The organism is Micromonospora sp. DT229 (assembly GCF_049844505.1).
Lineage (GTDB): Bacteria > Actinomycetota > Actinomycetes > Mycobacteriales > Micromonosporaceae > Micromonospora.
Genome location: NZ_JBNCLD010000017.1, coordinates 68318 through 81784, shown reverse-complemented (window position 1 = coordinate 81784; position 13467 = coordinate 68318). Strand labels below are relative to the sequence as shown.

General features: G+C 70.3%; 12 protein-coding genes. 3 read left to right on the top strand and 9 right to left on the bottom strand.

What is annotated here, in order from left to right:
- Positions 1-77: 77 nt before the first annotated feature.
- Positions 78-878, bottom strand: a complete 801-nt coding sequence (locus tag ACLQ2T_RS22950) for an alpha/beta fold hydrolase (RefSeq protein WP_425768417.1) — start codon at positions 876-878, stop codon at positions 78-80.
- Positions 879-1084: 206 nt separating this feature from the next.
- On the opposite strand from ACLQ2T_RS22950, the gene ACLQ2T_RS22945 reads away from it, so the two are divergent.
- From ACLQ2T_RS22945 to ACLQ2T_RS22935, 3 genes are all read left to right on the top strand, one after another.
- Positions 1085-1828: a DUF2306 domain-containing protein gene (locus ACLQ2T_RS22945; RefSeq protein ID WP_425768416.1), complete on the top strand. Its 744-nt coding sequence runs from the start codon at positions 1085-1087 to the stop codon at positions 1826-1828.
- A gap of 157 nt (positions 1829-1985) precedes the next feature.
- Positions 1986-4151 carry a glycosyltransferase family 39 protein gene (locus ACLQ2T_RS22940; RefSeq protein ID WP_425768415.1) on the top strand — a complete coding sequence of 722 codons (2166 nt, stop codon included), beginning with the start codon at positions 1986-1988 and terminating at the stop codon, positions 4149-4151.
- Between the two features lie 50 nt (positions 4152-4201).
- The gene (locus ACLQ2T_RS22935) at positions 4202-5257 is read left to right on the top strand and encodes a methyltransferase (protein WP_425768414.1); all 1056 of its coding nucleotides are present in this window, start codon (positions 4202-4204) and stop codon (positions 5255-5257) included.
- A 99-nt stretch (positions 5258-5356) separates the two neighbouring features.
- Here the strand turns inward: ACLQ2T_RS22935 and ACLQ2T_RS22930 are convergent, their stop codons facing one another.
- From ACLQ2T_RS22930 to ACLQ2T_RS22895, 8 genes are all read right to left on the bottom strand, one after another.
- Positions 5357-6088 carry a class I SAM-dependent methyltransferase gene (locus tag ACLQ2T_RS22930; protein ID WP_425768413.1) on the bottom strand — a complete coding sequence of 244 codons (732 nt, stop codon included), beginning with the start codon at positions 6086-6088 and terminating at the stop codon, positions 5357-5359.
- Positions 6089-6104: 16 nt separating this feature from the next.
- Complete coding sequence (locus tag ACLQ2T_RS22925) at positions 6105-7076, bottom strand: ElyC/SanA/YdcF family protein (protein ID WP_425768412.1); 972 nt, start codon at positions 7074-7076, stop codon at positions 6105-6107.
- Positions 7077-7159: 83 nt separating this feature from the next.
- Positions 7160-8287 carry a DegT/DnrJ/EryC1/StrS family aminotransferase gene (locus tag ACLQ2T_RS22920; RefSeq protein ID WP_425768411.1) on the bottom strand — a complete coding sequence of 376 codons (1128 nt, stop codon included), beginning with the start codon at positions 8285-8287 and terminating at the stop codon, positions 7160-7162.
- Positions 8284-8997, bottom strand: coding sequence for a class I SAM-dependent methyltransferase (locus ACLQ2T_RS22915; protein ID WP_425768410.1), 714 nt, complete (start codon positions 8995-8997; stop codon positions 8284-8286). The genes ACLQ2T_RS22920 and ACLQ2T_RS22915 overlap by 4 nt, the downstream gene beginning before the upstream one ends.
- 17 nt (positions 8998-9014) lie before the next feature.
- Positions 9015-9914, bottom strand: coding sequence for an NAD-dependent epimerase/dehydratase family protein (locus tag ACLQ2T_RS22910; RefSeq protein WP_425768409.1), 900 nt, complete (start codon positions 9912-9914; stop codon positions 9015-9017).
- 165 nt (positions 9915-10079) lie between these two features.
- Positions 10080-11225: a glycosyltransferase gene (locus tag ACLQ2T_RS22905; protein ID WP_425768408.1), complete on the bottom strand. Its 1146-nt coding sequence runs from the start codon at positions 11223-11225 to the stop codon at positions 10080-10082.
- A 105-nt stretch (positions 11226-11330) separates the two neighbouring features.
- Positions 11331-12392 carry a GtrA family protein gene (locus tag ACLQ2T_RS22900; RefSeq protein ID WP_425768407.1) on the bottom strand — a complete coding sequence of 354 codons (1062 nt, stop codon included), beginning with the start codon at positions 12390-12392 and terminating at the stop codon, positions 11331-11333.
- A gap of 235 nt (positions 12393-12627) precedes the next feature.
- Positions 12628-13428, bottom strand: a complete 801-nt coding sequence (locus tag ACLQ2T_RS22895) for an alpha/beta fold hydrolase (RefSeq protein ID WP_425768406.1) — start codon at positions 13426-13428, stop codon at positions 12628-12630.
- Positions 13429-13467 lie beyond the last annotated feature (39 nt).

The following is a 13467-nucleotide window of genomic DNA, read 5'->3' as shown; positions in this document are numbered from 1 at the left end:
GGTGACACGACATCGTTGCATCGGCCGAAGCGCGAAGCCCAACTCCGATCGTGCCCAGGCCCGGTTTCGACGACGGTTCAGCGCCGGACGATGAACTCCGTCAGCACCGGGGCGAGGGTCTGCGGCGACGGTACGTGCCCCTCGCCGGGCAGCACCCGGTGCGTCCCGTGCGGCAGCGCCGCGGCCGTGGCGCGGGCTGTCTCGATCATCCAGTCCGGGCTGTCTCCGCCACTGAGCACCAGCGCGGGCACGGAAACCCGGGCGGCGACCTCCACGGGCAGGGTGCCACCGCAGCTCAGGTCACCCATGACCGCGGAGTCGTAGGCGAGCGTCGGCGCGAGCGCCACCACGTCGGCCCACCACGGCTCGTGGCGCATCTCGGCCACGGCCTCCGCCGGTACGCCGGTGGTCTGGAAGAACAGCGCCACGGCGTCGTCGCGTCGGTCGGCCGACAGCAGCGCGGTCAGGGTCTCGGCATAGTCGCGGGTCTCCTGGCGGTCCTCGTCGGTGTCCGCACTGAACGGTGGTTCATGGAGCACGACCGCCCTGGCCGGCACTCCGGCGGCTGCGGCATGCAGCACCAGCGTGGCACCGGACGAGTGCCCGTACAGGACGACGTCGTCACCGAGGTCGTCGATGAGGGCGGCGATGTCCTCGATCTCCCGCTCGACGGCGTACGGGCTGGTGTCGCCGCTGTCGCCGCGACCACGGCGGTCGTAGTTGACGACCGGCAGGTGGGCACCGAGCCCTTCGGCCAGCGGGCGGGTCTTCGCCCGGTCGCAGGTGGCGCCGCCGACCACGATCAGCGGATCCTCGCCGTGGTTTCCGTGCCGTTCGTACGCGATCACCGTGCCGTCCACCGATGTCACCTTCAGCATGCCCGCGTCTGACCCTTCTGCCAGAAATGACCTGATAAAGCGGACAAATGATATCTCGGCGGTCGTTCCCGATGCGGTTTCTTCGCCGCGACCCGCCGTCCGACCGGTCGCGGCGGCCACCAGGGCCGAGAGCGCAATCAGGAAGTCGTAGCCGGCCCCGGGGGCGGCAGACGATGGCGACGCGAGCAATGACGTGGAGGCCAGTCGTGACCGTAGTGAACAAGGAATCCGACGCCCGGCCGGAGGGTGACGGTGCCGGGACCCGAGCACGCGCGAACCCGCCCACCCGCAGATCCTGGTTGACCCCGACCTGGTTGGGCTTCTTCGGCTTCGTGGTGGTGGCGTGGGTGGCTGCCTTCGTCCTGCCCACCTACGTCGGCCTCGACCCCGCGAAGTCCCGCGTCGCGTTGCGCGATGACGTGTGGTTCCACTACCCGGTCGTCATCGTGCACGTCGTCACCTCGGCGGTGGCGCTCTTCGCCGGTTGCCTGCAGATGTCGAGCAAGCTGCGCCGGTACTACCCGCGGGCGCACCGGATCAGCGGCCGGGTGTACCTGTTCGCCGGCGTCATCCCCGGCGGGCTGTCCGCGGCGACGTTGATCGGCATCAACATCCAGGGAGCGCCGGCCGACGCCGGCCTGTCGATCTCGGTCGGCAACTCCGCCTGGGCGGTCCTCTGGGTCACGACCGGCGTTCTGGGCTGGCGGTACGCGCGTCGGCGGCGGTTCGCCGACCACCGCCGCATGATGATCTACGGCTTCGCGCTCACCGTGGCGATCCTGTGGACCCGTCCGTTCGCCGTCGCCGCCTTCACCATCCCCGGCTTCCGCGAAGAGTGGTTCTTCGAGAACGTGGGCTGGATCCCCTGGGTCACCAACCTGATCATCGCGCAGTGGTGGCTGAACCGTACCGCCCGTCGTCCGAACGGGGTGCCGGCCGCGACCCGGTGACCGTACCGGCTCGTGGGGCGGCTGTCCGTCCAGACGAACGCCCTGGCGCCGTCCGGCGTTGACCGCCGGTACGGCGCTTCGGCGTTGCCGGGGTCCCGGTTCCGATCCCGCACGACGAGAGACGACTGTGACTGGCGTTTCCGCGATTCTGAACGGCATGAGCTCAGGGACCCTCGGCCAGGACACGCTGGCGTCTGTTGATGTTTACGCGGCCCGGGAACCAACCGGGCGTAACCCGCGATGGTGGTGGGTCGGACTGGCCGCGTGCGTCGCGGTCGCCGCACTCCTGCGGATCTGGGGAGCACCCGGTAACTCCGGCAACGGAAACCTGTACTACACGGCCGCTGTCCTGAGCATGTCCCAGGACTGGACGGCGTTCCTCACCGGCGCGCTCGACACGGCCGGATTCGCCGCGATGGACAAGCCCGCCGTCTGGCTCTGGCCCTCGGCCCTGCTGGTGAAGATCTTCGGCCTCAACTGGGCGACCCTGTTCCTGCCGAACGCGATTGCCGGCACCGCCACCGTGCTCGTGCTCGCGCTCGCCGTCCGGGAGGCGTTCGGCGACGGGATGACCGCGCGGTTGACCGCCCTGGCGGCGGCGCTGGGGCTCGCGGTGAGCCCGATCAACGTGGCCATCGACCGCAACAACAGCCCCGACGCGATCATGCTCCTGGCCCTGGTGCTGGCGGCCTGGATGGCGATCAGGGCGGTACGGCGTGGTCGGCTCGGCCCGCTGATCGGCGCCGCGGCACTGGTCGGGCTGGCCTTCAACGCGAAGTTCTTCCAGGCGTACCTCGTCGTGCCCGGCTTCGCGTTGATGTGGCTCGTCAGCGGCGCCGGAGGGCTGGCGCGTCGGCTCGGCGGACTGCTGGCCGCCGCAGCCGCGCTGGCCGCCGTCTCGCTGGCGTGGCCGCTCATGGTTGCCACCCTGGTGACCGACCCGCCGTGGATCAGCAGCAGCTCCGACGGCAGCGTTTGGGGTCGCCTGGTCGACATCGGCAGCGTCCACTTCAGTGAGAGCCCGGCCGCCCCCGATCCGATGATCCAGGTAATTCTGGGATCCCTGCACACCGGCGAGGCGTTCTACGCGGGGCCGCCCGGCCTGGACCGGCTGTTCACCGGCGCGTTGGCCGACCAGGTCTCGTGGTGGCTTCCGCTGGCGGTGGTGGCGGTCGTGGCGCTCGCCTTCGGGCTGCGCCGGCGCCGTCGCGACGACCCGGCGGTTGCCGCGACCGTGCTGTTCGCCGTGTGGGCGGCGGCCTGCTGGGTGGTGTTCAGCCTGATGAGCGGCACGCTGCACCCCTACTACACCAGCATGATGGTGCCAGCGCTGGCCGCGCTCTGTGCCGGCGGGATCGTGGCAGCCTGGAGCGCCTGGCACGAGGGTGATCCCCGCGGTGCCTGGCTGTTCGCGGCGCAGGCGCTGGCGGTGACGCTGTGGACGACTGTGGTGCTGTACACGACCGCCGCGCAGACCCCGTCGGCGCTGCCCGGGATCGTGCTGGTGACCGGGGTGGCAGCCGTCGGCACCGCCCTCCTCGGGGCTCGTCGCGAGCCGGCGGGAAGTCTCACCGCGCTCGTCGCGCTCGCCGCGCTCATGGCACCGCTGACCTGGTCGGTCCTGACGACCAACCAGCCCCTGGTGGGCTTCAACCCGTTGGGCAACCAGCCGGGCCGGGAAGGGCTCACCGTGGTGCCGAAGCCGATGTCGGACGCCTTCGTGATGACCATGAACCCGCCAGTCGACCCGCGCATGATCGACTTTCTCGAGCGGAACCAGGGCACGGCAAAGTGGATCATGGCAGCTCCGTCGGCCATCTCGTCGACCCCGATCACCGTGGCGTCGGGTGGGGCCCCGGTGATGACGATGGGTGGCTACTACGGGACCGATTCCAACCCGACCGTCCCGGCCTTCCAGGAGATGGTGCGGGCCGGCGAGATCCGGTTCCTGCTCGCCCCGCCGCCGGGGAGCTCGTTCGTCAGTGGGACCGCGGTCGACATCACCAACTGGGCGCTCGGGAACTGCCAGCCCGTCGACCCGGTGACCGGTGCTCCGGCACCGCTGCCGCCCATGCCGCCGCAGGGCGCCGGCGGCCAGCCGGGTGCACCTGGTGGCGGTGATGGGCAGCCTGGTGGGCCCGGCGGCCAGCCGGGTGCACCTGGTGGCGGTGATGGGCAGCCTGGTGGGCCCGGCGGCCAGCCGGGTGCGCCTGGTGGCGGTGATGGGCAGCCTGGTGGGCCCGGCGGCCAGCCGGGTGCGCCTGGTGGCCCGCCGGCGCAGATGCCGATGCCGATCCTGCTCGACTGCGCAGGAGCGGCGTGATGGGTGTACCGCAATGTCAGCAAGACCAGAACCAAGCCGTAGGGAGCGAGATGAGCCGTAGCGAAGCCCACGCACCGTCAGCCGAGCTGATGGAGCAGATGACAGGTTTTTACGTATCGCGGGCCATTTACCTGGCCACCGACCTCGGCATGATCGATCAGTTGGCCCGGGAGCCCGGCTCCGGGGTGGCGGTCGCCGAGAAGCTCGGCGCCGACCCGCACGCGGTGACCAGACTGCTGCGCCTGTTGGCCAGCGCGGGGATACTCGTCCAACAACCCGACGGGCAGTTCGCCCTGAGCGACAAGGGCCAGCTGCTGCGCAGCGACGTACCCGACTCGCTGCGCGACGTGGTGTGGGTGTTCGCCGGGCCGCTGACGCAGCGTCTGTGGGCCGATCTGGAGCACGGGCTGCGCACCGGCGGGCCCGTCTTCGAGCACGCCTACGGTGTCCCGGCGTTCGGCTACTTCCCGCAGCATCCGGACGAAGGCATGACCTTCAACCGGGCGATGACGTACTTCGCCTCGAAGATCGCTGGCGCGGTTCTCGACGTGTACGACTTCTCGGGTTTCGGCACCGTGGTCGATGTCGGCGGCGGCCACGGCATGCTCGTCCGCAGCATCCTGCGGGCCAACCCGAGCGTCCGGGGAATCGTGTACGACCTGCCGCACGTCGTGGCCACCGTCCGGGACGAGGTCGCCGCCTCCGACCTGGCCGACCGGTGCCAGGTCGTCGGCGGTGACTTCTTCGTGGAGGTACCGGAAGGGGGCGACGCCTACGTGCTCAAGAGCGTCATCCACGACTGGGACGACGAGCGGTCGCTGACGATCCTGCGCAACGTGCACCGGGTGATGCCGGCGGACGGTCGGCTGCTGATCGTCGAGCCGGTCGTGTCCGACCAGGTCACCGCGTGCTCGACCGACCTGATGGTGACCGGTAGCGATCTCAATATGATGCTGACCGTGGGCGGTGCCGAACGCACCGAGACCGAGTACCGCGAACTGCTCGCCCGGGCCGGGTTCAGGCTGACGAGCATCAGCCCCCTCGGTGGGCTCTCCACCGGGATCCACGGCGTGCACAGCGTCATCGAAGGCGTGAAGATCGTCTAGTGCGGAGTCGGGGTGGACCGCCACGTCGGTCCACCCCGGCGCGATCCGCGCGTCGACCGCGGGTACCCGGACGGGGTACCCGCGGTCGACCGTGTCGGGTCACTTGCGGTCGTGCGGGGCGGCCACGAACGTCAGGCGGGCCGGGTTGTGGCTCAGGTTGAACGGCTGCCGCACCGCCGCGAACCCTGCGGCGTCCAGCAGCGCCACCATCTCCGCCTCGTCGTAGCGGCTCAACCCCAGTTGGGCGCGGATCCGCGAGTACGGGGAGAAGGCGGTCACCACGAGCGAGGCGAGGGCGGCGACCAGGAACCGCTCCCGGACCGCCAGTCGCAGGATCGCCGCCACCTCCGAGATCACGCTCGCCCGTCGGGGGATGACATCCCCGATGACCAGTCGGCCGTCGGTCGTGAGCAGTCGCCGGGCCAGCACGAGGAGCTGGTCCAATTCGCTGCGCCGGAGATACTGCACGACGGAGTTGACCACCATCAGGTCGACCGACGAGTCGGCCAACTCGGCGAGAGCGGCCGGCTGCACCACGTCCACCTTCGGGTTGCCGGCGAAGCGTGCCGCCAGCTCCCGCCGGGTCTGGTCGGCGGCCTCACAGAGGGTCAGCCGCCCGACGGCCGCGGCGATCCGGTCGGCGTACGTCGCCTCTCCTGGACCGTAGTCGAGCACGTGCGCCCCGGGATCCGTGGCCAGCGCCAGGATCCGGGCCGAGGTGTCCCGGAAGTGGACCTCCCGGTGCCGGTCGTTGACGTACAGGTGTTGCGCGCCGTTCCAGAAGTCGAGCCAGCTGCTCGGCCGCACCCGCTGCGGCGTCCGGGAACCCATCTGTTCCTCCGATCGGTCAGCCCGGGCGCAGGACCAGCCTGCCCCCGGCATCGTCAAGGGACATGTCGGGAGGGCGGTCAACGCCGAAGAGCAGCGTCGCCGCCATCGTCAGGGGGAGCGCCCGGGACTCGTGGCGGTCGAGCCGGCGCCGCTCGTCGTGGTCGATGGTGGGGTGGGTGGCGGCGTGCACGGTGGCTTCCGGCAACAACAGGTCGAGCAGCAACCGGACCCGCGCCACGTGGTAGTCGGAGGTCACCACCGTCACCGGGGGCGATCCGACGGACCGGACGACCTCACGGACGAGGAAGATGTCCTCATAGGTGTGGCGCGACTCCACCACGCCCAGGATGCGGTGCTCGGCGCCTGCCCACCGCTCAGTGATCCACCGGGCGCAGTGTTGCCAGTGGGGCTGGCTGCTGGTGTTGAACTGGGCACCGAAACCACCGGCGAGCACCAGGCGCCCGCCGGGCTGATCGCGGCACAGCTCGACGGCGGCCCGGCACCGGTCCATGGCGATCCGGCTGATCGCGCCACCCGGATCATTCGGTGACCCGAGCACCGCCACGACCGGTGAACCGGTGCGTGGACCGGGTGCCGGCGGTGGGAGCGGCACCTCGGATCCGAACAATTCCGACAACCCCGCCACGTACGACCGCATCCGCGGGCGGTCCGCGAACGCGGCCAGCCGGGCCAATGTCCGCCGGTCCCCGTCGATCGACACCCGGCCGGACATGACGGCCGCCGAGCCCGTACGGGCCCGCGACACCACCTCGCGCAACGCCGATCGGGGGGCGCTCAGCCGGACGGCCGCCGTCGGCACGTCCCGCCACCAGCAGCCGACGAGATCCGTCGAGTCGAAGACCAGACAGAACGTCCGGGCGTCGCCGGGGTCCCCGCCGACGCGCACCGCGACGACGGTGTCGTCGGGGCCCGGCTCGTCCGGCGAGGACCACGGCAGGAGCACCCGCAGATACCTGCGCACCACCATCGACCCATGTTCCCCGATGACCGGTACGCCGGTACGGAGGCGCCCGCGAGCCGGGCGCCTCCGTCCGGGGAACACCTCGATGGTCATCCCGTAGCCAGGTGGAAGTTCACCCGTTCCGTGAGGGCCGTGACCACGTGATCGAGCTGCGCCTCGGTCAGTGACGGATAGACCGGTGGGCAGATGTGCCGCTGGCACAGGTCCTCGGCGACCGGCAGCGGCCCGTCGGCGTACTGCCGGAACACCGGTTGCTGGTGCATCGGCAGGTCGTACACGGCGCCGCCGAGGGTGACGTCGTACCTGTCGTGCAGCTCCTCCCGCAGCACCGCCGGCTCGACTCCGTCGAGCACGGCGATGACCTTGTAGTAGCAGGACCGGGCCCCATCCGCCTCCGGCAACACGGTGATCCCGGGGACGCCCGACAACTTCTGCCGGTACCGTTCGGCGATCTCCCTGCGTCGGGCGACGAAGTCGGGCAGCCGGGCGGTTTGCGCCAGGCCGAACATGGCGGACACCTCGCTCATCCGCCAGTTCGCGCCGATCGCCTCGTGCCGGTTGCCGTCCACCTTCGCCTGGTTGCGCAGCATCCGGACCGTCCGGTGCACCCGTTCGTCGCTGGTGAGCACCATGCCGCCCTCGCCGGTGGTCATCACCTTCGTGGCGTAGAACGAGAACGCGGCGGCGACCCCGAAACTGCCGGCCGGACGGCCGTGCAACGTGCTGCCGTGGGCGTGGGCGGCGTCCTCGACGAGCGCGATGCCCCGGTCGCGGCACAGCTCGACGAGTTCGAGGGTCGCGGGTGAGATCAGCCCACCGATGTGCACGGTGACGACCGCCTTCGTGCGGTCGGTGATCCGCCGTGCGACGTCGGCCGGATCGACGGTGAAATCGGGCAGCACGTCCGCGAAGACCGGCCGGGCGCCGGCCCGGACCACGGCGAACCCGGTGGCCCCGAAGGTGTTGGTGGGTACGATCACCTCACCACCGCGGACGTCGACGCTGGTGAGGATGGCCTCCAGCGCGGCGGTGCCGCTGTTGACCGCACTGGCCATCAGGTCGCCGTGCTGCCGGGAGAATGCCTCCTCGAACCGCGCGCTGACCTCACCGCCGGTGAGATACCGGCCGCCTTCGAGCATGCTCCGTAGCTCGCCGGTGATGAAATCGATGTCTTCGGCCGGAAAGTCGTAGACCTGGGCGGGAACGGCAAGCTTCATCCCGATACCCCCTTGTGCGCGCGAACCATCAGCGAGACTCCTGGCAGGGACTTCACGGGCAGGTAGCGTTCGGCCACCAGGACGGCGGTGAGCGCACCGTTGACCAGCGCCGGTAGTTCCTCCATGTCGCTGCCTGCGGACTGCCGACGACGCAGCGCGACGACCGGCCGCAGCAGGACGTTCCAACTCCACATCCGGTCGATCACCAACCCGGCCCCCTCGATGACCCGGGTCAGTTGCCGCCGGTCGTACCGGCGGACGTGTCCGACCGCGGTGTCGTGCGCCGACCACAGCGACATGCTGCACGGCACCGTGATGAAGGCGGTGCCGTTCGGCTCGAGCACCCGTGCGATCTCCTGCGTGACGAGGTGATCCTCCTCGATGTGCTCGAGCACGTCCATAGCCGACACGAAGCCGTACGCGTCGGATTCCACGGGCAGGTCGCGCGCATCCGCGAAGATCGCGTCCACGCCGCGCTGGCGGGCGGTGGCGACGACGTCCTCGGAGTAGTCCGTCGCCAACGCCCGCCAGCCGTGCTCGCTGATGACCCGGGTGTTGCCGCCCCCGGCGGCACCGATGTCCAGCGCGCGGGCGCCCGGTCGGGGCGGGCCGATCCGCTTCAGCTCCCGAGCGAGGATGGCCCGCCGTTCCCGATACCAGAAGTGCCGGTCCTCGAGGTCGGTAATCTTCCGGAGCTCGGAGAGATCCATTGTCGATGATCCCTCGGTCAGTTGACCGGGGCCGGCGAGTTCCAGTGCCGGTAGGACTCGACGGACGCCGCCACCCGGTCCCAGTCCAGCTGGGGCCGCCAGCCGATCCGGTCCCAGCCCTGGCCGGTCGCGACGATCTCCGTCGGGACCTCACCCCGGCGCATCGGCATGTGGTTCACGCCGGCCTTCGATCCCGTCACCTTGATGATGAACTCCGCCAGTTCGAGGACGCTGACCGCCTTGCCGGTGCCGCCGTCGATGGTGAAGTTGTCGCCGTGCCCGATCGCGTCGACCAGCAGCTCGCCGAGGTCGTCGACGTGCACCAGGTCGACGGTCTGGCTGCCGTCGCCCCAGATCGGGATGGGCCGGTTCGCCCACGCCTCCACGGCGAAGGTCGGCAGGATCTTCTGCGGGTTGCCCGGCCCGTGCTTCTGCGCCGGCCCGTACGCGTTGAAGGCGAGTACCCGAGAGACTGGCAAGCCGTAGGTGTGGTGGAAGGCGCGTTCCATGGCGACCGCCGCGCCCTTGGTGGCCGCGTAGACGCTGGGGAACACCGCCGGCAGGGTCAGGCCGACGTAGCGAGCCCCGCAGTCCCTGGCCGCCTCGAGTACCCGCGTCGCGCCCTTGACGTTGATGTCGATGGCGAGGTCGATCGCGTCGAACAGTTCGTGGGTGCCGAGCACGCCGGCGAGGTGGATGACCGCGTGGCAGCCCTCCACGGCCGCCCGGATGGCCTTCCCGTCGCGGACGTCGCCGTCCGGCAGGTCGTAGATGACGGGCTGGTATCCCCGGTCGATCAGCGCGCGAGCGGCAGCCTGTCCGATGAATCCGCGACCGCCGGTGACAACAACCCGCTTCTTGGTGTTGTCCTCATTGGCCCCTACGACGTTCGCGGAATCTGTTTTTCGAACGTTCATGAGTTGACTCCCGCCGATCGGGTCTGTGCCCGGACTGATTCCCGGGCTGTTGACTGCGGGTATCCTCGCACCCATTCGTAACTGCCTACATCTCTCAACTTGCGGCGAGATTCGGCACTGGAAAGTGCGCGAATATCGGCCAGGGGCAAATCAGCGGCCGGGCAGCTACGACGGCTCGACCGCCCCGCCGCGCCGGGACAGCAGCCGGTACCGCAGCCAGCTGGCGATCGCGACCGACCCGAAGACCACCGTGGTCTCGACCGGTGCCGGGACGCCGGCTCCGATCAGGAACAGCGCCGCGATGGCGACGCTGGACAGCACGAGCCGCAAAGCGAAGTCCACCCAGGTCGCCAACTGGTAGCGGATGGCCCGGGCGGCTCCCCGCACCCCGAAGCTGAACGCGCGCAGCGCCGCGGTGTTGGCCAACACGGCGACCACCAGCGCGAGGGAGTTGGCCCACCACATCGGCAGGACGTCGGCCGTCGCGACGTAGAGCACGGCGTACAGCGCGGTGCACAGCATCCAGACGGCGGCCAACCAACGCGAGGTCAGCCCACCGGTCAGTCGTCTGGCCACCCCCACCATGGCCCGCAGGTCGTCGGCGGCGTCCCGGATGACGTGCACCGAGCTGTCCGGATCGTCGATGCAGACCACCGGCACCTCGTGGATCCGCAGCCCGTTGCGCTGGGCGTACAGCAGCATCTCTGGGTCGAAGAACCACCGGTCGTCGGTGACCAGCCACAGGATCGGCTGGATCACCTCTCGGCGTGCGGCCTTGAACCCGCACATGGCGTCGGAGAACCGGGCACCGAGCACGTTGCGCAGCAGAGCGTTCAGCGCCCGCGAGAAGAGTGCCCGCTTGACCGAGCGGGCCACGAACGACCCCTGCGCGTAGCGGGTGCCGATGGCGATGTCGCTGTGTCCGGACATCACCGCCGCGACCAGGGGCGCGAAGGCGTCGAGGTCGATGGACAGGTCCACGTCCATGTAGGCGACCACCGTGGCCTCGCTGTGCGTCCACGCGTACCGGATGGCGCCGCCGCGGCCCTTCACCGGCACCCGGATGGCCCTTACGTCGGGCAACTCCGCGGCCAGTTGTGTGGCCAACTCCCAGCTGCGGTCGGTGCTTCCGTTGTCCGCGATGGTGATGACAAACGGGTACGGAAAGTGCTCCTGAAGGTGACGACGCAGCCGGTGAATGCTTGCGACGAGAGTTCTCTCCTCGTTGTAGATGGGTATGGCAATCTCGGTCAGATTTGCAAGCGGACGGATTCCTTCTTGCGCCACCACACCACTGGTCGCAGATTCCACCTGGCCCCACCAACCTTTGTTTCGCTCCAACGATGAAGGGGGCGCCCGTTGTCGCGTGTTCGCGTCCTCGTCCGAGTCCGTCAGGTATGCGGGAGACGGACGGGCTCACGTCACGGACCGCCCCCGTCCGAAAACCCATTTGTCCAGTCCGACGAACCGGGCGACCGTCATCGCGGCGTCCGCGGCGAACAGCGTGACCACCTCGGTGATCCGGCTCGCGTCCGGGTTGACCGCCAGCAGCACCAGCACTGCGCCGGTGGTGAGGGCGTAGTGCGCGCCGAAGAGCATCGCCGAACGGACATGCATGCCGAATCGCGCCACCCGGTTCCGGCGGAAGGTCCACGCCCGGTTCGTCTCGATGTTGAACAGGGCTGCCAACGCAAGCGCGACCAGGTTCGCCACCGGCGGTGGGGTCACCTCCCGCAGTGGCAGGTAGACCAGCACGTAGACCACGCCGGAGATGGCACCCACGATGCCGAAGAGCACGAACTTCAGCACCGTCGCTGCGGGCGGTGCCGCTGCGGGCAGTGGTGTCATCGCCGTGTCGCTGCCGTCAAGGCGGGCCCGGCCGGTCACGATGGCGTACGTGGCCCGGGCGAGCGCGTCGAGTTGACGCCACCGCGCGAACGCACCGCGCGGCTGGCGGGCCGGTGGTCCCTGCCCCCGGGCCGGCGCGTCCAGCGGCTGGCGGGTGGCCGACGGCCCCGGCCGGCCGGCGGGTACCGGGACGTCAAGCACCCGCCAGCCGGCCTGCCGCGCGAGCAGCGCCAGCGACGTGGCCACCCGCTGCGCGTCACCGGCGATCCCGTCGAGCAGTGGTCGCATCGCCGTGGTGCGGCCGGCGACCATCCCGACGCGGGTGTCCCCGACGCCAAAGGCGAAGCGGTTCAGCCGGTCGAGTGTGGTGCCCGGGGCATCGGCGGCGACCGCGACGGCGACGTCCACGTCGTCGGCGAGCACCGGAGCGAGTAGCGCCACCAGCGCCTCGCCGGACAGATCGGGAGGCACGACCGCGACGACATCCGGCGCACTGTCGCCTACTGCGGTGTGGACCGGCATCCCGCCGGCCCCGACCGTGGTTACCGGTAGGTCCAGGCGCAACCGGGCGCGGACCTCGTCGCCCAACCGACGCACCCGCTCGACGGCTGCGCGGTCGGAGGACGCCACGACGAGCTGCACGGCGGCCGTGGCCGGCACGGACGACGCCGGGCCGGGCAACGACGAGGCGACCGAAGACGATCCGGGCGCCGAAGCGACGCGATCGGTGACAGTGCGTCGGGAAGAAACCGACCGGTCACGCCGCTTGTTGTCCACGATGGGGCCCTCGCTTTCGCAATGCCTTCATCGTGTCGAGAGCGCCGTGACACCGCACCTTTCACCGTGCCGGCCGACACCGGTTGGCTCAGCCGGGCTCCTGACCGTCGAGGAACGAGATCAGGACCGGGGCGAGCACCTCGGCCGGCACGTTGTGCCCCTGCCCCTCGACCACCCGGTGCCGCCCGTCGGGCAGCAGTTCGGTGATCCGGTCGGCGACCTGGCGCATGAAGTCGAAGCTGTCGCCACCGCTGAGGACGAGCGTCGGCACCCGGACCGAGGCGATCAGGTCGGTCGGCACCCCGCCGCCCTTCTCGTCGCCCATCACGGCCGAGTCGTACGCGAGCGTGTGCGCGCGGGCCTCCAGGGTGGGCCACCACGACTCCGTCCGCCACTGCGCCACGGTGTCCGGCGGGGTCCCCGTCGTCTCCATGAACAGCGCGACCGCGTCCCCGCTCCGCCGCTCCGCGAGCAGCTCGCGCAGCCGTACGGCGAAATCGTGGGCATCCCGGCGCTCGTCCTCGTCGTCGGTGCCGTACGGCGCCTCGTGCAGGATGAGCCGGTCGATGGGCAGCCCGGACGCCGCCGCGCGCATCGCCAGCCCGGCACCGGAGGAGTGCCCGTAGACCGCAGCGGATCCGCCGGCCTCGGTGATGATCGCGGCCAGGTCCTCGATTTCCCGGTCGACCTCGTACGGACCGAGGTCACCGCTCTGGCCGCGCCCGCGGCGATCGTAGGTGAATACGGTGAACCGCCGTGCCAACGCGTTGGCCAGCGGAGCGTGCGTGTCCCGGTCGCCGAGTGCGCCGGTCACCAGTACGACGGGAGGGCCGTCGCCGCGCTGGTCGTAGCCGATGGGGGTGCCGTCGGCCGAGATCGCCTTACCCATGCCCGTTTCCTCTCAGGATTACCAATACGCGATGGGCGT